The organism is Pseudoclavibacter sp. RFBA6, assembly GCF_002931575.1.
Taxonomy (GTDB): Bacteria; Actinomycetota; Actinomycetes; order Actinomycetales; family Microbacteriaceae; genus Pseudoclavibacter; species Pseudoclavibacter terrae.
Genome location: NZ_PSUA01000001.1, coordinates 35725 through 58313, shown reverse-complemented (window position 1 = coordinate 58313; position 22589 = coordinate 35725). Strand labels below are relative to the sequence as shown.

General features: G+C 68.8%; 22 protein-coding genes. 11 read left to right on the top strand and 11 right to left on the bottom strand.

Features of this window, described 5'->3' with window-relative positions:
- Positions 1-72: 72 nt before the first annotated feature.
- The gene (locus C5C17_RS00250; protein WP_104251377.1) at positions 73-1401 is read left to right on the top strand and encodes an NAD(P)/FAD-dependent oxidoreductase; all 1329 of its coding nucleotides are present in this window, start codon (positions 73-75) and stop codon (positions 1399-1401) included.
- A 190-nt stretch (positions 1402-1591) separates the two neighbouring features.
- Positions 1592-6211 (top strand): metallophosphoesterase, encoded by a 4620-nt coding sequence (locus C5C17_RS00245; protein ID WP_104251376.1) that lies wholly within the window; start codon positions 1592-1594, stop codon positions 6209-6211.
- A 131-nt stretch (positions 6212-6342) separates the two neighbouring features.
- Here the strand turns inward: C5C17_RS00245 and C5C17_RS00240 are convergent, their stop codons facing one another.
- From C5C17_RS00240 to C5C17_RS00220, 5 genes are all read right to left on the bottom strand, one after another.
- Positions 6343-6735, bottom strand: a complete 393-nt coding sequence (locus tag C5C17_RS00240; RefSeq protein WP_104251375.1) for a hypothetical protein — start codon at positions 6733-6735, stop codon at positions 6343-6345.
- Positions 6736-6796: 61 nt separating this feature from the next.
- On the bottom strand, positions 6797-7324 hold the full coding sequence (locus C5C17_RS00235) for a hypothetical protein (protein ID WP_104251374.1): 528 nt from the start codon (positions 7322-7324) through the stop codon (positions 6797-6799).
- A 216-nt stretch (positions 7325-7540) separates the two neighbouring features.
- Entirely contained in the window at positions 7541-7723 is a 183-nt protein-coding gene (locus C5C17_RS00230; RefSeq protein WP_104251373.1) for an antitoxin, read from the bottom strand.
- Positions 7724-7819: 96 nt separating this feature from the next.
- Positions 7820-8590 carry an NADPH-dependent F420 reductase gene (locus tag C5C17_RS00225; protein WP_104251372.1) on the bottom strand — a complete coding sequence of 257 codons (771 nt, stop codon included), beginning with the start codon at positions 8588-8590 and terminating at the stop codon, positions 7820-7822.
- On the bottom strand, positions 8583-9671 hold the full coding sequence (locus C5C17_RS00220) for an LLM class flavin-dependent oxidoreductase (RefSeq protein ID WP_104251371.1): 1089 nt from the start codon (positions 9669-9671) through the stop codon (positions 8583-8585). The genes C5C17_RS00225 and C5C17_RS00220 overlap by 8 nt, the downstream gene beginning before the upstream one ends.
- 96 nt (positions 9672-9767) lie before the next feature.
- On the opposite strand from C5C17_RS00220, the gene C5C17_RS00215 reads away from it, so the two are divergent.
- From C5C17_RS00215 to C5C17_RS00200, 4 genes are read left to right on the top strand one after another with little or no spacing between them, the layout of a single operon-like run.
- Positions 9768-10259: a MarR family winged helix-turn-helix transcriptional regulator gene (locus C5C17_RS00215; RefSeq protein ID WP_104251370.1), complete on the top strand. Its 492-nt coding sequence runs from the start codon at positions 9768-9770 to the stop codon at positions 10257-10259.
- Positions 10252-11394: an NAD(P)-binding domain-containing protein gene (locus C5C17_RS00210; protein WP_104251369.1), complete on the top strand. Its 1143-nt coding sequence runs from the start codon at positions 10252-10254 to the stop codon at positions 11392-11394. Before C5C17_RS00215 ends, C5C17_RS00210 begins: the two co-directional genes overlap by 8 nt.
- A 37-nt stretch (positions 11395-11431) precedes the next feature.
- Complete coding sequence (locus C5C17_RS00205) at positions 11432-11632, top strand: hypothetical protein (RefSeq protein ID WP_104251368.1); 201 nt, start codon at positions 11432-11434, stop codon at positions 11630-11632.
- Positions 11633-11673: 41 nt separating this feature from the next.
- Positions 11674-11976: a cupin domain-containing protein gene (locus tag C5C17_RS00200; RefSeq protein WP_104251367.1), complete on the top strand. Its 303-nt coding sequence runs from the start codon at positions 11674-11676 to the stop codon at positions 11974-11976.
- Between the two features lie 50 nt (positions 11977-12026).
- On the opposite strand, the gene C5C17_RS00195 is transcribed toward C5C17_RS00200, so the two are convergent.
- Positions 12027-12407: an SdpI family protein gene (locus C5C17_RS00195; protein WP_181028410.1), complete on the bottom strand. Its 381-nt coding sequence runs from the start codon at positions 12405-12407 to the stop codon at positions 12027-12029.
- 135 nt (positions 12408-12542) lie between these two features.
- Here C5C17_RS00195 and C5C17_RS00190 point away from each other — a divergent pair, with 135 nt between their 5' ends.
- Positions 12543-12899, top strand: coding sequence for a zinc ribbon domain-containing protein YjdM (locus C5C17_RS00190; RefSeq protein WP_104251365.1), 357 nt, complete (start codon positions 12543-12545; stop codon positions 12897-12899).
- A 65-nt stretch (positions 12900-12964) separates the two neighbouring features.
- Here C5C17_RS00190 and C5C17_RS00185 read toward each other — a convergent pair whose 3' ends face one another.
- The 5 genes from C5C17_RS00185 to C5C17_RS00165 form a co-directional block, all read right to left on the bottom strand.
- Positions 12965-13750 carry an SDR family oxidoreductase gene (locus tag C5C17_RS00185; RefSeq protein WP_104251364.1) on the bottom strand — a complete coding sequence of 262 codons (786 nt, stop codon included), beginning with the start codon at positions 13748-13750 and terminating at the stop codon, positions 12965-12967.
- The gene (locus C5C17_RS00180; RefSeq protein WP_104251363.1) at positions 13747-14340 is read right to left on the bottom strand and encodes a TetR/AcrR family transcriptional regulator; all 594 of its coding nucleotides are present in this window, start codon (positions 14338-14340) and stop codon (positions 13747-13749) included. Before C5C17_RS00180 ends, C5C17_RS00185 begins: the two co-directional genes overlap by 4 nt.
- A gap of 73 nt (positions 14341-14413) precedes the next feature.
- Positions 14414-15463: a PLP-dependent cysteine synthase family protein gene (locus C5C17_RS00175; protein WP_104251362.1), complete on the bottom strand. Its 1050-nt coding sequence runs from the start codon at positions 15461-15463 to the stop codon at positions 14414-14416.
- A gap of 102 nt (positions 15464-15565) precedes the next feature.
- Positions 15566-16150, bottom strand: a complete 585-nt coding sequence (locus tag C5C17_RS00170) for a hypothetical protein (RefSeq protein ID WP_104251361.1) — start codon at positions 16148-16150, stop codon at positions 15566-15568.
- A gap of 138 nt (positions 16151-16288) precedes the next feature.
- Complete coding sequence (locus C5C17_RS00165) at positions 16289-17242, bottom strand: ADP-ribosylglycohydrolase family protein (RefSeq protein ID WP_181028409.1); 954 nt, start codon at positions 17240-17242, stop codon at positions 16289-16291.
- Positions 17243-17385: 143 nt separating this feature from the next.
- Here C5C17_RS00165 and C5C17_RS00160 point away from each other — a divergent pair, with 143 nt between their 5' ends.
- From C5C17_RS00160 to C5C17_RS00145, 4 genes are read left to right on the top strand one after another with little or no spacing between them, the layout of a single operon-like run.
- Positions 17386-18066 (top strand): GntR family transcriptional regulator, encoded by a 681-nt coding sequence (locus tag C5C17_RS00160; protein ID WP_258065755.1) that lies wholly within the window; start codon positions 17386-17388, stop codon positions 18064-18066.
- Positions 18063-19028 (top strand): carbohydrate ABC transporter permease, encoded by a 966-nt coding sequence (locus C5C17_RS00155; RefSeq protein WP_219820439.1) that lies wholly within the window; start codon positions 18063-18065, stop codon positions 19026-19028. Before C5C17_RS00160 ends, C5C17_RS00155 begins: the two co-directional genes overlap by 4 nt.
- Positions 19028-19849 carry a carbohydrate ABC transporter permease gene (locus C5C17_RS00150; protein WP_104251358.1) on the top strand — a complete coding sequence of 274 codons (822 nt, stop codon included), beginning with the start codon at positions 19028-19030 and terminating at the stop codon, positions 19847-19849. Before C5C17_RS00155 ends, C5C17_RS00150 begins: the two co-directional genes overlap by 1 nt.
- Complete coding sequence (locus C5C17_RS00145) at positions 19846-22530, top strand: alpha-L-rhamnosidase (protein ID WP_104251357.1); 2685 nt, start codon at positions 19846-19848, stop codon at positions 22528-22530. The genes C5C17_RS00150 and C5C17_RS00145 overlap by 4 nt, the downstream gene beginning before the upstream one ends.
- The last annotated feature ends 59 nt before the right edge of the window (positions 22531-22589 follow it).

Genomic DNA, 22589 nt, shown 5'->3' with positions numbered 1-22589 from the left:
GCCTCTCGAGCACATCCGCGTGGTGCGGCTCCTCCCAGGTGCCACCCGAGCGCGGTTCGTAGCCTCGGGGGCATGAGCGCTTACGACTACCTGATCATCGGCGGCGGAATGGTGGCGGATGCGGCGGCCCGCGGCATCCGGGAACGAGACGAGGCGGGGACCATCGGCATCCTGAGCGCCGACGTCGACGAACCCTACGCGCGCCCCGCGCTGTCGAAGAAGCTCTGGGTCGACCCCGACTTCACCTGGGACCAGACGCCGCTCGGCACGAGCGAGGCGACCGGCGCGGAGATCACGCTCGGGACCCTCGTGACCGGCATCGATCGTGCAGCGAAGACGGTGACGACGGGCGGCGGTGAGACCATCACCTACGGGAGGCTGCTGATCGCGACCGGTTCGAAGCCCGTCGAGGTGGCCGCCCCCGAGAGCGACCGCATCTTCTTCTTCCGCTCGGCGAGCGACTACCGACGCCTCCGCGCGCTGGCGGCCCATGGCTCGCACGCCGTGGTCGTCGGCGGGGGCTACATCGGCACCGAGATCGCCGCCGCCCTCGCCCAGAACGACGTCGAGGTCGATCTGGTGTTCCCCGATGACGTGCTCGGCGCGTCGACCTTCCCGCCCTCGCTCGCGTCCCGTTTCCAGGAGCTCTACGTCGAGCACGGCGTCGGCCTCGTCCCGGGGCGCCGCGTCGAGACGGTGCGCGACGAGGTGCGCGCCGACTTCGAGGTGGCCGCGGACGCGCACACGCTCCAGGACGCATCCGCGCAGGCCGCCGACGGGATCGCGGCGGAAGCAGCCGCCTCCGAGGTGCGAGCATCGCCGACCGCCACCACGGGCGTCACGGTCGTCTTCGACAACGGCGCCGAGACGGAGGCCGACTTCGTGGTGTTCGGGCTGGGCGTGACCCCCGTCGTCGATCTCGCGGAGGAGGCGGGCCTCGTCGTCGACGAGGGTGGCGTGGTCGTCGACGAGCAGCTGCGCACCAGCGACCCGTTCATCTGGGCGGCCGGCGACATCGCCGTCTACCCCGACCCCGTGCTCGGGCAGACGCGCGTCGAGCACGTCGACAACGCCACCGAGATGGGCACCGCAGTCGGGCGCTCGATGGCAGGCGCAACAGACCCCTACTCGCACACGCCGTACTTCTACTCGATGGTCTTCGGCACGCGGTGGGAGGCGGTCGGCACGCTCGACCCGGAGCTCGACGTGCTCGAGGTGGAGCTGCCCGAATCGGGCGAGTCCGACGGGAGCCGCGTCTTCTACTACCGCGACGACTCGGGTGCCCCGGTCGGCGTGCTGCTCTGGGACGTCGGCGAGGATGAGGCGCTGCGTGACGCCGCGCGCGCGGTCATCGACGAGGGCGTGACGTCGACGGAAGCACTGCGCACGCGCATCCGCTGACCACCTGACGCACGGAGGCGGGGCGGAGTCACCAGTCGGCGACCCCGCCCCGCCTCGCGCGGTAGCAGACGTCGGTAACGCGGCCGGCAACCTCCCCGTCACCTCCCATCGACCTCATGTCACCGGCCGGTTGCTCGCGAGTCATACGGTTCCCCGGGTCCCCCACATGCTCCCGGAGGTGCATTCCCCCATGCCACGCCACCACGTCAGAGCCCCGCTTGCTGCGCTGACCACCGCCTGCGTCGCGGCCGCCGTCCTCACGATGGCCCCCGCCGCGGCCGCCGCCGTCTCGGACCGGCTGCCAGCGGCGCCCGTCTCGTCGCCCGCAGACACGGGCCGGTCCGCCATCATCGTCACCGAGATCGTCGCCAACAACGTCGGCGACGACAACTTCGAGTACTTCGAAGTGCACAACACGTCGGCGGCCCCCGTCGACCTCGCGGCCGAGGGCTACTCCTTCGCGTACTCGTACGTCGACTCGGACGACCGGTCACGCGACGTCCCCCTCACCGTCGAGGAGCCGCTTGTCCTCGAGCCCGGCGAGACCGCCGTGCTCTGGCTCAGCTACACGAGCGCGAACGGCGCCGTCGACTCGTCGGCCCGCACCGTCGACGAGTTCCGCGACTATCACGGCGTCGATGCTGGAACCCAGGTCGCGCGCGTGACCGGCCAGGCCGGCATGGCCAACGGCGGCGACCGCGGCATCCGGGTGCTCCGCGGCGAGGCGCTGACCTCGTGGTCGCATGCACCGAAGGACTCCATGGGCGAGGACCTCGCCGTGCACTTCCGGGTGCCCGCGGAAGCCTCGAAGCCGAGCCTCGACGTCTTCGGGCAGCAGGCCGAGCGCTCCCCCGGCGTGGTCGTGCCTGAGGCGCTCCAGCCCGGCGCGCCAGAGGATGGCGAAGAGGAACCCGCCGAGCCGGAGCCCACCGAGCCGACGCCGACGGAACCGACGCCGACGCTCCCACCCGAACCGGGATTCGATCCGCAGCCGGACACGAGCGTCGTGACGTCGCCCCTCCAGATCACCGAGCTGCTCCCCGACTCGAGCAACGTCGGCACGGGCGACGGCTACGAGTTCATCGAGGTGTACAACGCGTCGAGCGAGGCGATCGGCTTCGGCGACTACGCCCTCACCTACCTGTACCCGGACAGCGGCACGTCCGCGCTCTGGCCCGCGACGCCGGCGGATGTCAGCATCCCCGCCGGTGAGACGCTCGTGCTGTGGGTGAAGAACGGCCAGAACGACGACCTCGGGGACACCGACTTCAACGCCACGTTCGGCACCGAGCTGACACTGGGCGAGAACCTCGTCGAGGTCTACTCCGGCGGCATGGCGAACAGCGGCGCCCGCGGCATGGAGATCGCCACCAACACGGGGCACACCGTCAACCAGGCGTTCTACAACCGGACCCCCGGCACGGATGACACGCAGGCGGATCAGGGCATCCGCTACACGACGTCGGCGGCGGACCTCACGAAGCAGGACCTGCTCGGCCTCGCCCCGGCCACCCCAGGCTCGGTGCAGGCCGACCAGGTTCCGGCCGGGCTCACGATCGTGCCGGTGGATGCGACGCCGCCCACCATCGAGGACCACACCGCGGCCGAGATCGACCCGGCCGCCGACTTCGAGCTGCGCTTCGCGGCGAGCGACGAGACGCAGCTGCGCACCGTCGCCGTCGAGCTCCGCAACGACGTCGACGCGACCCCGGTCCGGCTGAACCTGACGGACGCGGGCGACGGCATGTTCACGACCTCGGTGAACGTCGCCGACCTGACGGGCAAGAGCTGGTACGAGTACACGGTCACGGTCTCGGACGGCACCAACCGTGTCGTCACGGAGCCGCGGCGGGTGCAGGTGGCCGGCGCGAGCTCGGCCCCCGTGCGGTTGAACGTCGACGAAGGCCAGTACGTGGGCGGCACGACCACGATCGCCGCCGCGGGTGACCAGTACCCGAGCCCGATCGAGCTGTTGATCGGCGGGCAGCCGCAGCAGACGACGCCGTCGCTCGAGGGCGCTCCGGTCTTCGCCTTCGAGGCGACCGGGGTCGACTACTACTTCAAGAACGGCGTGCGAGTCGGTGACGACGTGCTCACGATCTTCGACCAGGGCATCTACGAGGGATCGGAGACGATCGTCACGCCCGTGCCGCTCGAGTACACGAAGCTCGGCGACGAGCTCGTGGTGAGCATCTGGGCCGGCTCGAAGAAGGCGCCCGAGATCGACGAGGCCGAGAACAACGACGACTTCACGGTCTGGGACCTGCGCCTCGTCCTGCCGGATGGCCGCACCCTGCGCCCCATCGGCTACGACGACCCCGCGCTGCGCCTGGCCATGGGCGACAGCGCCGGGAAGTACGACTTCTACGACGCGCGCTTCGCGCTGCCGGACGACGCGTTCGCCGCGGCCTCGACGCAGTGGGACACGACGACCACCGCCGACGGCCCGGTCGAGATCGCTGCGACCGACGGCACCGACAGCGTCACCAGGCAGGTACTGGTCGACAACACCGCCCCCACGGTCTCCTCCGAGCTCCGCGACGGCGGTGAGTACCAGGGCGAGTTCGTCATCGACGCCCAGGTGAGCGACGCCGGGTCCGGGGTCCGCGAGGTCACCGCGACCCTCGACGGCGCGCCGATCGAGCTGCCGCACACCACCTCCTCGGTGACGCTGCCCGCGGGCGGCCACGAGGTCGAGGTGACGGCGACGGATGCGCTCGGCAACGTCGAGACGTGGCGCACCGGGTTCACGACCCCAGAGGAGCACCCCTCCTCGTCGTCGATCTGGCCCGCGGAGGGAGCCGAGGTCGAGGCAGGCGGCGTGGAGCTGCAGGCCAAGGTCGAGGACCCGACCGGTGACGCGCTCGACGTCACGTTCCTCGAGGGTCGCCAGGCTGACGTCGCTGACGGCGGCGTCACGACGTCGGCGGGAACCGTGAACGACGCGGCCAGCGTCGACCGCGACCCGACGAGCGTCCCGACCGGGCCGTCCCTCGAGCAGCTCGCGAACGTCGATGGCCTGACCGCCGAGGTGACCTCGAACGCCGAGTTCCCGTATCAGCTCTTCGACGTCGCGCTGCGGGACGGCGAAGAGGATGCGCAGGTGCGCGTCAGCTGGGACGGCACCGCGAACGCCGACGGCACCGTCATCCTCTCCGCGCTGCGAGCGGACGGGAGCGGCTGGGACGAGGTGACCCGGCACACCGCATCCGCCGACGACGAGAGGATCTCGCTCGAGGGCACCGTGGATGCGGCGGCGTACACCCGAGACGGGGCCGTGCGGGTGCTCGTGCAGCACTCGGAAGGCTTCGCCGGGGAGAACCTCAGCGACCGCACGACGCCCGTGACCCCCAACAACGAGGCGGACACCCCTCGCTCCGAGTACGACTTCACGCTCGCGTGGGAGTCGGACACGCAGTACTACAACGAGAACACGATGGAGGGCGAGCCCTACAAGCACCAGCAGGCGATGCACTCCTACCTGCTCGAGCAGCGCGAGGAGCTGAACCTGCAGTACCTGTTCCACACGGGCGACATCATCGACGACTACGACCAGCGCTACCAGTGGGAGAACGCCGACCCCGAGTACCAGCGTCTCGACGACGCCGGCCTGCCGTACGGCGTGCTGGCCGGAAACCACGACGTGGGCAACGACCTCGAGGACTACTCGTACTACGGCGAGTACTTCGGCGAGGAGCGCTTCGCGGACAACCCCTGGTACGGCGGCTCCTACGAGGACAACCGCGGCCACTTCGACCTGGTGTCGGCTGGCGGCATCGACTTCCTCATGCTCTACACGGGATGGCTGCCGAACGACGACAGCATCGCGTGGATGAACGAGGTGCTCGCCGAGCACCCCGACCGGGTCGCCGTGATCGCGCAGCACGAGTTCATGCTGACGACCGGCGGTCTCGGTGAGATCCCCCAGCGCGTCATGGACGAGGTCGTCGCGCCGAACCCCAACGTCAAGATGGTCATCTCGGGGCACTACCACGACGCGTTCACGCGGGTCGACGAGTTCGACGACAACGGCGACGGAACCCCGGACCGCAAGGTGCACTCGATGCTCTTCGACTACCAGGGCCTGCCGGAGGGCGGCCTCGGCTTCCTGCGCCTCATGCACTTCGACAACGAGGGCGAGCGCATGATCGTGCGCACCTACTCGCCGTCGCTGGATGTGCACAACTCGGACGACCCGAGCCTCGCGGATGCCCCGCAGGAGTTCGAGCTTGCCTACGCGGACCTGGGGATCGAACCCGGCGAGCGGACGCTTGGCACGGACTCGTTCTCAGCGGAGATCCTCACGGGCGACGAGATCGCCTCGTTCCAGGACGTGGCGAGCGGCACCACCCTCACGGCCAGCTGGGCGGATGCGCCCCTCGGAGAGCTCGGCTGGTACGTGCGCACCGCGGACCCGTTCGGAGCGGTGAGCCTGTCGCGGGTGTCCGAGCTGACGGTCATCGAGGCGACGGGTCCCGGAGAGACGCCGGGGCCGAGCGAGCCAGGTGAGCCCGGCGAGCCCGGCGAGCCCGGAGAGCCGTCTGCTCCGGAAGAGCCCTCCGAGACGACGCCGCCATCGGATCCTGGCCAGAGCGGCTCCCCAGACGGATCGGGCGAGACTGACGGATCGGGCGAGACTGGCGGCTCGGGCGAGGCTGACGGCTCGGATGCACCCGAGGCCGACGGTGGTGAGCTCGCGGCGACGGGCGCCGACGGTCCGACGCTCGCCGTGATGCTCGGGGCGCTCGCGCTCCTCGCGGGAGGCGCCGCGCTCACGCTCATCCGGCGCGGTCGAGCTGACAGCGCGTAGCTGACAGCGACAAGCCAGCGAGTCAGCGGCGAGTCAGCGGCGGAGACGCCAACAGACTGCGGGCGGTGGAACCTCTGTTCCACCGCCCGCAGTCTGTCGTTCAGGGCGTGCGCCGTGCTTGTGCGCGCCCGTCAGCCGTTCACGGTTCGGCCCGCTCGTCCCTCGGCGAGGGAGCGTGCCAGCTGCGCGAGCTGCAGCGCCGATCCGAGCGGCAGCGCGTAGACCAGGAGGCCGCCCTCGAGGCCCGAGAGGGCGAGCGTCGCGGTGATCCCGATGCTGGCCGCGAGGGCGACGCCGAGGTAGGTCGCGGATGCGCGGCTGCTGGCGGCGGCCGGACGGGATCGCGCCACCCAGGCTGTCGCGGCGAGCAGGATCAACGCGAGCACGACTGGTCCCGCGAGGAGCGCATCCGCCCACCCTGCCGTGCTCTGCACGGCGGATGCGGCGACGGCGCCTCCGAGGAAGACCGCTGACGCCGTGACGGCCAGCCGGCTGCCGTCTCGCTGTTCAGTGCTGCTGCTCATGGGGAGGACTCCTCTTCGTCGTGTCGTCTGCGGTCGTGGACGCGATGTCAGCGGGGTTGTCTCAGCTGTCGCCGCCGAGGGCCAGGATGATGGCGGAGTTCGCGCCGAGGCCGAGCGCCTTGAGGCCGGAGATGACGAGCGGCTTGTTGGCGTTGATGAGGGTCACGACGACGGGCTTGGCTGCGGCGCCGAAGGGGATGCAGCCGATCACGGTCTGCGCGATGAAGTCGACGGGGTCGCCGGACTTGTACGACGAGTACGCGCCGTAGCCGGCGGAGCCGATGCAGGCCGCGACGACCGCGAACGGGATGAGCGGAAGCGCGGCGCGGCCTTCGACCGCCTCGGCTTCGGCGCTCGCCTCCGCCATGAGCTGCTGGACGCGGGCGTCCTGCTCCTCGGCGCTGAGGGAGGCGGTGTATTCGACTTCTGCGGCGAAGGCCTCCTGCGAGTAGCCTCCGCTGTCTGCGGTTGCGGACGCTGCGGTGACGACGGGTGCCTGGGCGGCGTTCGCGGCGGTGCTGCCTGCGACGCCGAGGGCTCCAGCGACGACGATGGATGTGGCCAGGGTGACGGTGTTCTTCAGCTTCATGGTTCCTCCGTGAGTGTGCTCATCGAGTGCATGTTGCGTGAGTGCCGGTTGTGGCCCGACGTCTTCGACCCTATGAGGCTGGGTCCGGGGTCAGTCAAATGGATTCACGGGACGCCCAGGCTTACGCATGCTTCGTCCAGGAAGCGGCCTGGACGCAGGAAAGGCCCGCCGATGGCGGGCCTTTCCTGCGCTGTCAGGCGAGCTGGGCGCTCGTCGTCACTCGTTGCCGACTGCCGCGTCTGCGCCGTCGCGCATCTTCTGGATGTGCTCGTCGTGCTGGTTGCCGATCGCGGTCTCCGCGTGGTCACCGGCCGCGTCGAAGGCGTGGTCGGTGAGCTGCTCGCCCTGCTCGCTGTTCGCTGCCTGGGCTGCCTTGTCGCCGATGTTCTCGAACACCATGGTGGTCTCCTTCGCTTCGTCGGATCAACGCGATTGCGTTGCATCGAGTTGAGCATCCTGACGTGGATGCGCGGTGTGCGGGAGCTTGATGTCCGGTCAGACTCGCACGGTGTCCGCTGGTACCTTCCCGGCGTTCTCGGCCCGCCGCGCCGTGAGTTCGAGGCCACGCTCGGTGCCCGGGAAGCGCCCGGCGGCGGCGCGAACCTCGTCGGCGGGGAAGTTCGCGCCGAAGAGCTCACTGCCCGGCTGCAGCAGGAAGCTCTCGTGCAGGGTGCCGACGAGCACGGGGTCGAAACCGGCCGCATCCACGAGCGTCGCCACGGCGGCGAGGTCGGCGTCGTCGTCGCCCGCGATGCCGATTCCCCGCCTGCCGGGGGCGCCGGTCGGCTTCGGCCCTTCGTCGAGGTCGTGGTAGCCCATGTGGTTGAAGGCCTTCACGACGCGCGAGTCGGACAGCAGCTGCTGCACGAGCTCGCTCGTCGCCAAGGTCGAGTCGTTGAGGTCGTCGCGCACGCCGTCGATCTCCCACCAGTAGTTCATGGCGTCGATGACGAGCTTGCCCCGCAGCCCGTCGAGGGGGAGCGCGTCGCGCTCGGCGAGCGGCAGGGCCTTGCCGAGCGGCAGGGCCAGGATGACGACGTCGGCCTCGGCCGCGACCTCAGCGCTCGTGCCCGTGGTCGCGCCCGGCACGAGGACGTCGATGATGAGGTCGATCTTGCTCGGCGCCCCGGAACCCGAGATGAGCACCCGGTAGCCGCTGCCGATGAGGAGGCGGGCGAGCACGGTGCCGACCTTGCCGGCGCCGAGGATGCCGATCGTCGGCAGGGCCTCACTGGGGCGGTTCGGGTCGAGCTGGGCCTTAGACATTGATGGACTCCTTCGCGAGCAGTCGGCGCACTCGGGGTGCGACTTCGGTGCCGAGCAGGCTGATGGTCTGGGCGCGGGCGTCCGTCGGCAGGCCGATGACGTCGTACTTGAGGTCGAAGCGGCTGATGCGGAGAACCTCCACCATGCGCGCGATCTTCTTCGCGACCGTGTCGGGAGAGCCGACGAAGAGGGCGCCGGTCTCGAGCTCCATGAGGTAGCGCTCCTTGGTTGGCGGGTAGAAGCCGCGCTCCTTGCCCATCATCTCGACCATGGGCTTCCACGACTCCCACCAGGTCTCGGCGGCTTCCTCATCCGTCTCGGCGACGAGGCCGAGGGCGTGCTGGCCGACCCTGTTCGCGGGCATCCCGAACTTCTCGAGCGCACGGTAGTAGAGGTCGACGTGGCCGGCGAAGCGCTCGGGCTGCCCGCCGATGATGGCGAGCATGAGCGGCAGGCCGTAGCGGGCGGCGCGCACGACCGAGTCTGGGCTGCCGCCGACGCCCACCCAGGTGGGGATGCCGCCGGGGCGCATGGTCGGATGCAGCGTCTGGTTCACGAGCGGCGCGCGAACGCTGCCCGACCACGTGACCGAGTCGTTGCGCTGCAGCTGCATGAAGAGGTCGAGCTTCTCCTCGAAGAGCTGCTCGTAGTCGGCGATGTCGTAGCCGAAGAGCGGGAACGACTGGGTCTGCGAGGCGCGGCCAACGACCATCTGGGCGCGTCCGTTCGAGAGCGCGTCGAGGGTGGAGAACTCGTTGTAGAGGCGAACGGGGTCGTTGGTGCTGAGCACGGTGACGGCAGAGCCGAGGCGGATGCGCTCGGTCGCGGTCGCGATGCCGGCCAGGATGACGGGGGTCGCGGAGTCGACGAAGCCCTCGCGGTAGTGCTCGCCGATGCTGAAGACGTCGAGGCCGACCTTCTCTGCGAGGCGGGCCTCGTCGACGAGCAGGCGAACCGTCGCTGCGTCGGACAGGGGCGTGCCGTCGACGTTGGGCACGTCGCCGAACGAGTTGAGGCCGATCTCGAATGGGAACTGGGCTGCATCCACTGCGCTCATCTGCGTTCCCTGCTGCGTGCTCATGGGTCCTCCAAGTAGTTGACGCGTCAATCATGCGTCAGGGTAGTTGATATGTCAACTAAGTGGCATGATGGAGGCATTCCGAACCCTGGAGGCCGCATGAACGCATCGTCGAGAACGCAGATCAGCGCCGAGGACTTGCGCGTCTGGCGCGGGTTCATCGAGACGACGGGCGTGCTCAACTCCCGCCTCGCGAGCCGCATGCAGAGCGAGTCGTCGCTGTCGACGGGTGACTACGGAGTGCTGCTCGCCTTGCGTGAGGCGCCAGGGCGCTCACTTCGCTCATCCGAGCTCGCGGCGTCGGTCGGCTGGGAACGCAGCCGCCTGTCCCACCAGCTCGGCCGCATGGAGAAGCGCGGCCTGCTGCGCCGCGACCCGTGCCCAGAGGACACGCGAGGGTCGGTGGTGAGCCTCACCGAGGAGGGGGCGACCGCCTTCCGCCGCGGCTCGGTTCCGCACCTCAGGGCCGTGCAGGAGCTGTTCCTCGACGCCCTCTCCCCCGAGCAGCTCGCCCAGGTCGAGGCCCTGACGGACACGCTTCGCGGGCACCTGGGGCTCGACGAGTCAGAGGGCGGTTCCGATCTTGGCTGACACCACCCGCTCCGCGACGGTCGTGGTGATCGGCGCCGGCCAGGCCGGACTGTCGGCGGGGTTCCACCTGCAGCGGCGCGGCTTCGTGAGCGCCCTGGACGAGCCGGGGGCCGAGCGCACCTTCGTGATGCTCGACGCGAACCCCGAACCGGGCGGCGCGTGGCAGCACCGCTGGGAGTCGCTGACGATGGCGACCGTGAACGGCATCTTCGACCTGCCGACGTTCGCGCGGACACCCGGCAGCGAGGACGAACCGAGTCGGGATGCGGTGCCGCGCTACTTCGCGGAGTTCGAGCACGCGCATCCGCTGCCCATCGTGCGGCCGGTTCAGGTGCTCGACGTCTCGCGCGCCGACGGTGACCCCCGGGGCGAGCTGCTCGTGCGCACGGATGCGGCCGGCGTGTGGCGGGCGGGCGCGATCATCAATGCGACGGGCACCTGGAACAATCCGCTGCTGCCGAGCATCGCGGGCCAGGAATCCTTTCTCGGGCGGCAGCTGCACACGCGTGACTATGTGTCGGCGGAGGAGTTCGCGGGTCAGCGGGTGGCGGTCGTGGGCGGCGGCATCTCAGCCGTGCAGCAGCTCGAGGAGATCTCCCGCGACGCGACGACGTTCTGGTACACGCGTCGCGAGCCGGTGTTCCTGGAGCACGGCTTCAACCCCGAGGTGGAGGGGCGCGCCACCATCGCGAAGGTGACCGCCGATACGGAGGCGGGCGAGCCCGCGAGCAGTGTCGTCTCGTACACGGGCCTCGGCTGGTCGCCGTATGCCATCGCGGCCCGCGATCGGGGCGCGCTCGTGCGGCACCCCATGTTCACGGCGATCGAGCCGGAGGGTGTGCGGGAGGCCGACGGCTCATTCACCCCCGTCGACGCGATCCTGTGGGCGACTGGGTTCCGCGCCGATCTCGAGCACCTCGACGGGCTCGCGCTGCGCAACGAGCGCGGCGGCATCACGATGCGGGGCACGCAGGTCGCCGACGAGCCGCGCATCCACCTCATCGGGTTCGGGCCGTCGCAGTCGACGGTCGGCGCCAACCGGGCGGGACGAGAAGCGGTGCGAGCGATCGAGAGGCTCGAGCTGGGGCGGAGCGAGCGCACCGCGGGTCCACCTGAGCCCGCAGTCAGGCGATGATCTGCGGCCGTCCAGCCTCGGTGCGTACGGTCGCGCCATGACCACCCCACAGAACGTATCCCCCGCGTCCGACGACTCGAACGACTCCTCGACCGGCGACGAGAACCTGCGCGACATCATCGAAGAGGTCGAGGGTGAGCACGGGCGGGACGGCGCAGCCGCGATGGCCGACAAGCTCCGCGACCGCACCGAGGAGACGCAGCAGGAGGAAGAGGACCCTGCTGAGGAGCAGAACTAGGCGGATGCGCGTCGCACCTTCGTGACCGGTAGCGTCGTGTCATGACCCGCCCCGCCGCCACCCCAACCGTCCAGGTCGACGATGACCGATTCCGCGTCACCGAATGGCGCTTCCCTCCCGGTGCCGAGACCGGCTGGCATACGCACGCGATGCCGTACGTCGTCGTGCCGCAGACGACGGGGACCCTGACCGTGGAGACCGAGACTGCGAACCCGTTCGCGATGGAGTGCACGGCGGGCGTCAGCTACAGCCGCGAGGCCGGCGCGCACCACAACATCGTGAACGACCGCGACGAGCAGTTCACGTTCGTGGAGGTCGAGGCGAAGGCGGCACCAGTGGCGTGAGTCAGGCGCCGCCGCGGTGCCTTCCGTCGGCTGAGGCTACGACCGCGTTGCTACTTGGCTGACCCCCTCGGGTTTTCCCCGACCGCCTTCGCCGCTTTGACGCCAACGCGGGCGCCGTAGAGGACGAACCCGAGCAGGGCCGCACATCCCGCCATGACAACCCCGATCATGGCCGGCCCTGGCATCGGAACCAGCACCACCAGGCCACTCACGAGCGCCAGGATGCCGGCGGTCATCGTGGCGCGCTTCGACCGCACGTGCGCCGCGAGCCAGGCGACGTCGCTCGACATCGTGCTCGGCGTCCGGATGCCGGCGATGTCGTTCCGCTTCAGTTGGCCCGAGGCCGCGGCCTGTGCCATCCACATGACGAGGAGCCCGGAGCCTGCCATGACGATTGCCAGCACTATTCGAGCGGCAAGGGGAGTATCCATCTGCACCATCGTACGGACCAGGGCGTCGTCGCATTCCAGCTCGCAAGCGCGTATTCCTCGTTCGATGCGGCGACGCCTCGTGCCCTAGCGTTGTCGACGTTCCTGTTCGGCGAGATTCCCTGGAGGTCAGCCTCGATGCCTGATCAGCTTCCCCCGTGTCCCGAATGTGCGAGCGAGCTCGCCTACGAGATGGGTGCGCTGGTGGTGTGCCCGATGTGCGGCCACGAGTGGGCGCCCGGTGACGCCGACGATGCCGAGACACACCTCGAGGTTCGGGACTCGGTCGGGAACGTGCTGGCCGACGGCGACTCCGTCACGATCGCGAAGGACCTCAAGGTCAAGGGTGCGGGCGGCGGAACGGTCAAGGTGGGCACGAAGGTCAACGGCATCCGCCTGATCACGGACGGCGTCGGCGACCACGACATCGACGCGAAGGTGCCAGGGTTCGGGCAGATGCAGCTGAAGTCGAGCGTGGTCAAGAAGGTCGTCTGACGACGAAGCCGGCCGACGGCGGGGTTCCCGCCGCCGGTCGGCACTATTGGGGCAGCCTGGACTCGCTACACGAGCTCGGGTCGGCGGATGCTCTCCGCTCCGCCGTCGATGAAGATGATCTGCCCGGTGACGTAGCCGTTCTCCTCGCTCGTGAGCCAGGCGAGCAGGTTCGAGACCTGGACGGGTTCGGCGGCGGGGCCCCCGTATGGTGCCGGGGCACCCGCATCCAGTGCCGCACGGCCTTCCTCGGTCTCGAGCGCGGCCGCGGTCATCGGGGTGAGGATGACGCCGGGCGCGACGGCGTTGAGCGCGATGCCGGCCTTCGCCCACTCGGCACTCGGGGCGTTCCTGCGAACCCAGCGGGCGATCGAGAGCTTCGAGGTCGTGTAGAGCACGGAGGAGCCCGTCGCGTTGGCTGTGGCGCCGAGCGACTCGGCGTAGGCGAGCGCGCCAGCTTCGTCGCCCGACTCGATGAGCTCGAGCAGCTGCTGGTCGACCTCCTCGAGGGCGGCGAGGGATGCGACGACGGCTGCGCGGGGCGCGTCCGACTTCGCGAGCAGCGGCCGGAGGCCCTCGAGCGTGGCGACGGCGCCGAAGTGGTTGACGGCGACGGTGACCGGGGCCGGGATGACGAGGCCCGCGATGGCGAGCACGCCGTCGACCACGCCGCCGCTGAGCTCCTCGGCGCGGGTGACGAGCTCGGCCCGGCCCTCGGCGGTCGTGAGGTCGGCGTTGATGTCGGCGTTCTTGAGGTCCACGCCGATGACGGTGTGCCCGTCGGCGCGGAGCTTGTCTGCGGTGGCCTTGCCGATGCCGGAGGCCGAGCCGGTGACTACGTAGGTGCGGGTCATGAGGGAGTGTCCTTATCGTCGTTGATGAGCCAGGCGGGGAGGAGCGCGAGCAGCTGCTGCTGGACGCGTTCGGTGGGTTCTGGGGTATCGCTGAGCAGCCAGGCTGTGATGACGGCGAGGCTGCCGCCCGCGACGTACTCGGCGGCGACCTTCGGGTCGAGGCCTGCGGGCACCGTGAGCCGCATGGTGCCGAGGGCCTGCTCGGCGAAGGCCGCGCGGACGGCCCGGGCCGCTTCCGTGGTCGTGCGGCTGCCGAGCACACCGGCGTAGAGCGTGCGGCGCCTCGCGAACTCGGCGACGAGCTGCGAGGTCGTCGCCCGGGCCGTCTCGATGGGGGTCGCGGACGCGCGCAGGCTCAGGTCGAGTTCCTCGATCTGCGTGAAGACCTCGGTGAGGATGCGGACGGCGAGCGCGTCGAGGTCGCGGAACTGCGCGTAGAAGGTCGAGCGGCTGACGCCGGCTTCGGCGACGATCGCTGGCACCGTGACCTCTTCGCCACGAGCTGACAGCTCCTCGACGGCGGCGACGATCGCGGCCTGCGTCCGGGCGGGGCGAGGGTCGGGCGAGCGAGGCGTGGCGGTCGTTGGCACACGACGAGCCTAGCAAGTTTCGGACTGTTGTCCAGAAAGTATGGACGAGACCGAGTGCAGGTTCGAGTTGGCCTCAGTCGTTCCACTTGCCCGTGTCGAGGAACGAATGCATCCGGTCGAGGTGGGGTTCGAGGTGCCATCCCTGCGCGGCGACCCAGGCGTCGTCGTAGTAGGTGTTCGCGTAGCGGGCTCCCCCGTCGCAGATGAGGGTGACGACGCTGCCCTTCTCACCGGCGGCGAGCATCCGCGCGATGATCTGGAAGGCGCCCACGAGGTTCGTTCCGGTGGATCCGCCCGCCCAGTGCTGGGTGCGTTCGCGGAGGACGCGGATCGCGGCGACCGATGCGGCGTCCGGCACCTGGATCATGTCGTCGATGACGGTCTCGATGAACGAAGGCTCCACGCGTGGGCGGCCGATGCCCTCGATCTTGGAGCCCCGACCGGTCGCGTGGCTGCGGTCTCCGGTCTTCCAGGCCTCGTAGAACGCCGAGCCTTCCGGGTCGACGACGGCGAGGCGGGTGTCGTGTCCGCAGTACCTGGCGTAGCGGCCGAACGTGGCGGAGGTGCCGCCGGTGCCGGCGCTGACGACGATCCAGCTGGGGATGGGGAAGCGTTCGAGCGTCATCTGCGAGTAGACGCTCTTCGCGATGTTGTTGTTGCCTCGCCAGTCGGTGGCGCGTTCGGCGTTGGTGAACTGGTCGAGGTAGTGTCCGTCGAGCTCGGCGGCGAGCCGTTCCGCCTCCGAGTACACGTGGAGGGGCTCGTCGACCAGGTGGCAGCGGCCGCCGTAGAACTCGATGAGCTCGATCTTCTCTGGGCTCGTGGTGCGGGGCACGACCGTGACGAACGGCAGCCCGAGCATCCGCGCGAAGTACGACTCCGACACGGCGGTCGACCCGCTCGAGGCTTCGACGAGCGTCGTGCTCGGGCCGACCTGCCCGTTCACGATGGCGTAGAGGATGAGGGAGCGAGCGAGGCGATGCTTCAGCGAGCCCGTCGGGTGCACCGACTCGTCTTTCAGATACAGGTCGATGCCCCACTCCGGCGGAAGCGGGAACACGTGGAGGTGCGTGTCGGCGCTGCGGTTCGCGTCGGCCTCGAGCACGCGGATCGCCTCGCGCATCCACTGGCGTCGGTCTGGGGTCTCGGTTGCGTGTGCCACCGATCCAGTATGCGACGCGAGCGGCCGGATGCTTCCCTCTGGCCTGCGGGGTCGGCGCGTCGGTCAGTCTCGGCGTTCGACGACCATCCCGATCGGGACCTCGGGTACGTCGCCGGGCCACGGCCCGAGTCGCAGCGCGTTCTCGAGCACGCCCTTCTCGGTGGCGTAGTCGGCGACGGGAACGGACGCGCTGGTGAAGCCGTTGTCGGCAACTCCAGGAGTCGAGTAGGTGCTCGGCACCCACCCGGCTTCGATGCCGACGGCGGTCAGGTCGATGTCGTCTTCCACGGCTCCCATGTAGTGGATCTCGACGGCGATGTTCGGCATGTAGCCGTCGCGCACCGACCACGCGGATTCGGTGAGGAAGACGAGGAGCGCGCCGGGGTTGGCGAGCTGGTACCCCTCCTCCAGGGTCACTTTCATCCCGAACCCGGTGTTGCCCTTGATGTTGGGATCTGCCCCGCCGACGTCGGAGAAGGTGAGCCCTTCGATGGAGTCGAGGGTGTCCTCGAGCTCGGCGAGCGTCTGCCCGCCGGTCTCGGCGTCGCGAGGGATCTCCGGGTATGCGGGCCCGCATCCGCTGAGCACGGTGGAGGCGAGCAGCGCGGTCGCGAGTGCCTTCAGGAGTCGGGGATGCGCGGAGAACATACCGACAGGCTACGGGTCGGCGGCAAGGCCGATCGGCTCGAGACCGAGCGGCGCGCGCAAGCGGAGCGAGGAGTCGGCTCGCGTGTGCGGCAGCAGGCCGATGCACCCCGTGCGCGTGCCTTCAGGGACGCGGATACGTCAGGCACCCCGCTTCGCGACGACTGAGTCGGAGAGCGCGATGAGGTCGGTGACGTGCAGCCGCGGCCAGCCGTGCACGGGGGCGACGAGGGCTCGCGGCAGCGCGTCCGCGCCGTAGACAGCCCCGGCGAGCGATCCGGCGATCGCGGCGACGGTGTCGGTGTCGTTGCCTCCGCGGACGGCACGTTCGAGTGCATCCACTGCGGAGGTCGCGCCGGCGATCGCGGCGAGTGCGCCTTGGAAGGCGCGGACAACCCAGCCGTTCTGTTCGGAGAAGTCGCGCGGGTGGGCGCCGGGCGCGAGCGCTTCCTCGGTGAAGCCGCGCCACCGGTCGCGGCGTCCGCTGGGGATGACGTCGAGCAGGCCGAGCACGTCGAGTTCGCCGGTGAGGATGGCGTGGCGGATGCTGAGGCACCAGAGCACGCAGGCGTCGGCATTGTCGTCTTCCCAGTGGGTGAGCTGCGCGATGCGGGTGGCGGCGTCGACGAGGTCGCGCTCTTGACCGTCGGCGAGGTAGCCGAGGGCGACGGGGCCGGTGCGCATGAGGGCACCGTTGCCGCCGCTTCGGCCGGCGCGCAGGTGGACGTCGCGGGCAGCGCTGCGGGCTCGGTCTTCTGTAACGTCGCCTTCGAGGGCGGACAGCACGGTGCGCGTCTGCGCTCCGACGTCTTTCGCATCCCGAGCCCACTCACGCCAGGCGACGACGACCTGCGCGAGCACGTGGGCGTCGTTCAGCGACTCCCCCGCCGCGAGGGCCTGGAGGATAGGCATGGCCATGGAGGTGTCGTCGGTCCACTCGCCGACCCCGTGGCCGAACACGCCGACGCCGTAGGAGACGGGCGTCGCATCCGAGAGCGGCGGCCCGAACTCGTACTGCGAGCCGAGGGCGTCGCCGACAGCTGATGCGATGACGGCGCCGCGTGCGCGGTCGAGCTGGGGTGCGGTGAGGGTCATGCCTGAAGTCTGCCCCCTCCGGCACATCCGACGCTGGACTGAGGGGGGGCATCGGCCTCGTTTGCTCGAACCTCTTGACTGTTGTAATCGGTTGCAGTTAACTGTCAATCGTTAACGGTCCACGAAGGAGTGACGTTGTGACGATGAAGCCCACCCGAGCGCCAGCCCTCGGCGAACAGCTCGCTGCAGTGCTGCGCGACCAGATCGTGCGCCGCCAGCGACAGCCAGGTACGCACCTCGTTGAGGATGCGCTCGCGCAGGAACACGACGTGAGTCGCGGACCGGTGAGAGATGCCCTTCGACTCCTCGAAGCCCAGGGGTTGGTCGAGTCGCGTCGCCGCGGTTTCTTCGTCGTCGGCCTCACCCAGGACGACATCAACGATCTCTATGAGCTGCGGGAATCGATCGAGATCACGGCCTGTCTCCGCGCGATCGAGCACGTCACACCCACGCAGATCGCGGAGGCCCGGGAGATCGTGGCCGAGATGGTCAAGCACGCCGAGAAGTCGGCGGCGGATGATTTCGCAGAAGCCGACATGCGCTTCCATGCGCTGCTCTACGTCATGGGCGGCAACCGCCGCCTCCAGGACGTCTGGGTCGCTCACGAGTCGGTCTTCGCGAGCCTCATGCAGCTCACCGTGGAGGAAGATGTCGATCTGCGCCCCTCAGCACTTGACCATGGCCGTCTCGTCGACCTGATCGAGCTCGGAGATTCGAAGGAACTCGAGTCTGTGCTGCGCGACCACCTCGATGGCGCCCGCACGCGCATGGCGCACGCTGTGCGTCTCCTCGCCGACGGCCCGCAGAACGAGATCGCGTCGTGAGCGCCCCCGACACCGCAGTGGCGACGCTCCCGGCGAGCACCCCCGATACTGTGCCTGAGCCCCTGCCCGCGAGCGCCCCCAAGCGGAAGTTCGTGGCGGTCGGTCGGTCGAAGGTGCTGCTCGTCTTCGCGATCCCGGCGCTGGTCTTCTACGGGTTCGCGGTCGTGGCGCCTTCGCTCCGTGGCGCGGTCCTTGCGTTCACCAACTGGGACGGCCTCTCCCAGTCCTACGACTTCGTGGGCATCGACAACTTCGTGCGCATTCTCACGACGCAGAGTTCACTCGATGCGCTGAAGATGACGCTGATCTTCGCCCTCGCGGTCACGGTACTGCAGAACCTGATCGGCCTCCTGCTGGCGCTCGGCGTCAACAGCGGACTCAAGTCGCAGAACTTCCTCCGCGTCCTCTTCTTCGCACCCGTCGTCATCACACCGGTTGTCGTCGCCTACCTCTGGAAGTTCCTCCTGGCCCCCGACGGGGCCGTCAACGCCCTGCTCGGCGGGGTGGGCCTCGGAGAGAGTGCCCCGAGCTGGCTCGGCGACCCCTTCTGGGCGTCCGTCTCGGTCATCGGGATGATCGTGTGGCAGCACGCCGGCTACTCGATGGTGATCTACCTGGCTGGCCTGCAGTCCATCCCACAGGAGGTCAACGAGGCAGCCGCGATCGACGGCGCCGGCGCCTGGCAGCGCTTCTGGTACGTCACGCGGCCCCTGCTCGGTCCCGCGCTCGCCATCAACATCATGCTGACGATCATCGGCGGACTCAAGATGTTCACCGAGGTGTTCGTGCTCACCGCTGGCGGCCCGGGTGGGTCGACTGAGACCCTGTCGACGTTGCTCTACAAGTCGGCCTTCCAGTTCAACGAGTTCGGCTACGGCATCTCCATGGCGCTTGTGCTCGCCGTCGTCGTCGCGATCTTCTCCGTCGGCCAGCAGCGTCTGTCCAGGAAGGCGAACAGCTGATGTTCCGATACTCGAAGGCGACCTTCGCCCGTGAAGTCGTCATGCTCGCCCTCGCGGTGGTCTTCGTCTTCCCCGTCTACATCCTCGTCAACATGGCGCTCCGACCATCCGGCGACACGTCATCTCCGCTGCTCCCACCAACCCAGCCCACGTTCGGGAACTTCATCGAGGCCTGGAACCAGGCGGGGCTCGCGTCGGCGCTGCTCAACAGTGCGATCGTGACGGTCACGAGCGTCGTGCTCATCGTCGCGATCTCCGCAATGGCCGCCTACCCGCTCGCACGAGTGCTGTCCAAGCTCTCCACTGCCCTCTTCTGGGTGGTCCTCGTCGGCATGATGATCCCGTTCCAGGTGGCGCTGATTCCGCTCTACCAGACGATGAGAGACCTCGGCCTCCTCGGCTCTCTCTTCTCGCTCATCCTCTTCTACACGGGCAGCCAGGTGCCGTTCTCCGTCTTCCTCTACACGGGCTTCCTCCGAACCCTGGATCGAGACTATGAGGAGGCCGCCGCCATCGACGGGGCCGGCCCAGTTCGCACCTTCGTCAGCATCGTCTTCCCCTTGCTCCGCCCGATCACCGGCACCGTGATCATCCTCAACGCCATCACCATCTGGAACGACTTCCTGGTGCCGCTCCTGTACCTCAGCGGCACGCCCCAGCAGACAGTCCCCGTCGCGCTGTTCGCGTTCGTCGGACAGTTCGTCTCCAACTGGCCCGTCGTCTTCGCGGGCCTCATCATCAGCGTCCTCCCCGTGCTGACGGTCTACTTCCTCATGCAGAAGCAGATCATCAAGGGCTTCGCAGGAGGGCTGAAGGGATGAGCGTGACAGCGTACGACCTCAGCGTCGACGGCCAGCGCGAGCCGCAGGGCATCGTCGCCTCCCCCACGTTCTCGTGGCGACTCCGCTCGGCCGACCGTGGCTCGCGGCAGCTGGCCTACCGCATCCGTGTCGACGCACTGCTGCCCGGTGGGCGGGTGCGAGTCTGGGAATCGGGGCGCGTCGAGACGATCGAGACGACCGCGGCTCGGTATCGCGGTTACCCGCTGTCGAGCTCCGCCGCCTACGAATGGACGCTCGACATCGAGGATGCGACGGGCGAGACCTCCACGACGACGAGTCGCTTCGCCACCGGCATCGTGCATCCGGATGAATGGAGTGCCGCCTGGATCGGCAAGAACCCCGTGTTCCGGAAGACCGCCGTGCCGCCGCAGGACACGGACATCAGCTTCACCGTCAACAAATTGCAGCCGGTGCGTCGTTTCGTCCGCCACTTCCAGCTCGACGCGGTTCCAGAGTCCGCGAGGGTTCACGCGTCAGCCCGCGGCATCTACCGTCTCTACGTGAACGGCACGAGAGTCGGCACCGACGAGCTCGCGCCCGGCTGGACCGAGTACCGCGACCGCATCACGTACCAATCCTGGGACGTCTCTGGGCTGCTCCGAGCAGGCCAGAACAGCATCGCCGCCCTCCTCGGCGACGGCTGGTACGTCGGCTTCATCGGCACAGATCGCCGACACCAGGCTCAGCACTACGGCAAGGAGCCTGCGCTGCTCGTGCAGCTCATGCTCGATGCCTCGGATGGCGGCCGCAGTGTCATCGCCACCGACGACTCCTGGCGCGAGGCTCCGAGCGAGATCATCTACGCGGACCAGCTCATGGGCCAGTACGAGGACTCCAGGCATGAAGAACCTGACTGGCATCTTCCCGGAAGCGATCTCGAGGGGTGGTCGAATGCTGTCGTCGTCGACCACGATCATTCGAAGCTCACGCCGGAGGTCGACCCCGGGGTCCGGCGGACCCTGACGCTGCAGGCAGTGTCGGTCACTGAACGTGAACCGAGGCGGCACATCGTCGACTTCGGACAGAATCTGGTCGGCCGAGTGTCACTGACCGTGCGAGGACAGGCTGCCGGCACGCGCATCCAGCTGAACCACGCCGAAGTCCTGGACGCCGGGGAGCTGTACACGGCCAACCTCCGAACCGCGGAGCCCGTCGACGTGTTCTGGACTAACGGGGCCGATGAGCAGACGTTCGAGCCACGCTTCACGCTTCACGGCTTCCGGTTCGCCGAAGTTCAAGGCCTGGACGGTGACCTCGATCCTGCCGACATCTCGGCTGTTGTCCTCCACAACGGCTTCGACATCATCGGCGAGTTCGCCTCGTCGAGCCCGGCCCTGGACCGGCTCTTCAAGAACATCGAATGGGGGCTGCGCGGCAACTTCGTCTCCATCCCCACCGACTGCCCACAACGCGACGAACGCCTCGGCTGGCTCGCAGACGCGCAGGTCTTCGCGCCGACAGCTCTCGCCATCGCCGATGTCGCGCCTCTGCTTCGCCGATGGATGCGGGATGTGCGGAGCGCGCAAAGCGACGACGGGGCCTTCCCCGACATCGCTCCGCACCTCATCCACCTCCGGGAAGGAGCCCCCGCTTGGGGTGACGGCGGCGTCACCATTCCCTGGAACATCTACCGGGCGACCGGCGACGACGTCATCCTGCGGGAATCGGCAGAGTCGATGATCGCCTGGGTCCGGCACATCGAGCGGCACAACACGGACCTCATCTGGCGAAACCAGGTGGGCAACAACTACGGCGACTGGCTGCAGGTCGGGGCGGAGACTCGCAAGGATCTCCTGGCAACGGCGTACTTCGCGTACAGCACAGATCTGACGGCGCGCTCCCTGCGAGTGCTCGGCCGGACGGAAGAGGCCGATGAGCTCGAGTCGCTGCACGCCCGCATCGTCGAGGCCTACCGGAACGAGTTCGTCGAATCCGACGGAACCGTCGCCGGCGACACTCAGGGTGCCTATCTCCTGACGCTCGCCTTCGACCTGCACGCCGACGAGGCCGAGCGTGCGCGCATCGCAGAAAAGCTCGTGGAAGCTGTCGTCCGCGCGGACACGACACTCACGGCGGGGTTCGTCACGGTTGGCCTGCTCTGTCCGATACTCGCCGAGATCGGCCGTGAGGACCTCGCCTTCCAGCTGCTGCACAACGAGCAGTACCCGTCCTGGCTCTACTCCGTCAAGAACGGGGCGACCACGATCTGGGAACGCTGGGACGGCTGGAGCTCAGAAGGTGGCTTCCAATCGGCACGGATGAACAGCTTCAACCACTACTCGCTCGGCTCGGTCGGCGAGTGGTTCCTCTCCGGGATCCTCGGCATACGCCAGTCCGAGACCTCGGCCGGGTTCCGGCAGCTGGCGCTCGCGCCCCGATTCGATCCCCACCTCAATCACGCCACCGGTGCCCTCGAGACACCACGAGGTCGAGTCGAGAGCTCCTGGAAACGGGATTCGAACGGGATCACCTGGCAGGTCACGGTCCCGCCGGGGCCCGCCGCTACCGCAGAGCTTCCCTGCACCTCCGATTCGACGATCACGGAAGGAGGTATCGAGATCAGCCGGTCCACGGGCATCACCGTGACCGAGCTCGGCTCGGCGTGCACAACGCTGCAGCTCGAACCGGGCACGTACTCATTGCACTTCCCCGTCGACTGACGTCGGCCCCCTCCCCTCCCCCTCTCAGGCTGATTTCGTTTCGGCCTTCTCTGGAGACC

Coding starts and splice junctions, on each gene's coding strand:
- C5C17_RS00230 (WP_104251373.1), bottom strand. CDS start 7,723: ATGGTGTTCGAGAACATCGGCGACAAGGCAGCCCAGGCAGCGAACAGC.
- C5C17_RS00225 (WP_104251372.1), bottom strand. CDS start 8,590: ATGTCTAAGGCCCAGCTCGACCCGAACCGCCCCAGTGAGGCCCTGCCG.
- C5C17_RS00240 (WP_104251375.1), bottom strand. CDS start 6,735: ATGAGCAGCAGCACTGAACAGCGAGACGGCAGCCGGCTGGCCGTCACG.
- C5C17_RS00150 (WP_104251358.1), top strand. CDS start 19,028: ATGTTCCGATACTCGAAGGCGACCTTCGCCCGTGAAGTCGTCATGCTC.
- C5C17_RS00235 (WP_104251374.1), bottom strand. CDS start 7,324: ATGAAGCTGAAGAACACCGTCACCCTGGCCACATCCATCGTCGTCGCT.
- C5C17_RS00220 (WP_104251371.1), bottom strand. CDS start 9,671: ATGAGCACGCAGCAGGGAACGCAGATGAGCGCAGTGGATGCAGCCCAG.
- C5C17_RS00200 (WP_104251367.1), top strand. CDS start 11,674: ATGACCCGCCCCGCCGCCACCCCAACCGTCCAGGTCGACGATGACCGA.
- C5C17_RS00160 (WP_258065755.1), top strand. CDS start 17,386: ATGAAGCCCACCCGAGCGCCAGCCCTCGGCGAACAGCTCGCTGCAGTG.
- C5C17_RS00185 (WP_104251364.1), bottom strand. CDS start 13,750: ATGACCCGCACCTACGTAGTCACCGGCTCGGCCTCCGGCATCGGCAAG.
- C5C17_RS00165 (WP_181028409.1), bottom strand. CDS start 17,242: ATGACCCTCACCGCACCCCAGCTCGACCGCGCACGCGGCGCCGTCATC.
- C5C17_RS00245 (WP_104251376.1), top strand. CDS start 1,592: ATGCCACGCCACCACGTCAGAGCCCCGCTTGCTGCGCTGACCACCGCC.
- C5C17_RS00205 (WP_104251368.1), top strand. CDS start 11,432: ATGACCACCCCACAGAACGTATCCCCCGCGTCCGACGACTCGAACGAC.
- C5C17_RS00215 (WP_104251370.1), top strand. CDS start 9,768: ATGAACGCATCGTCGAGAACGCAGATCAGCGCCGAGGACTTGCGCGTC.
- C5C17_RS00145 (WP_104251357.1), top strand. CDS start 19,846: ATGAGCGTGACAGCGTACGACCTCAGCGTCGACGGCCAGCGCGAGCCG.
- C5C17_RS00170 (WP_104251361.1), bottom strand. CDS start 16,150: ATGTTCTCCGCGCATCCCCGACTCCTGAAGGCACTCGCGACCGCGCTG.
- C5C17_RS00250 (WP_104251377.1), top strand. CDS start 73: ATGAGCGCTTACGACTACCTGATCATCGGCGGCGGAATGGTGGCGGAT.
- C5C17_RS00175 (WP_104251362.1), bottom strand. CDS start 15,463: ATGCGCGAGGCGATCCGCGTGCTCGAGGCCGACGCGAACCGCAGCGCC.
- C5C17_RS00190 (WP_104251365.1), top strand. CDS start 12,543: ATGCCTGATCAGCTTCCCCCGTGTCCCGAATGTGCGAGCGAGCTCGCC.
- C5C17_RS00195 (WP_181028410.1), bottom strand. CDS start 12,407: ATGGATACTCCCCTTGCCGCTCGAATAGTGCTGGCAATCGTCATGGCA.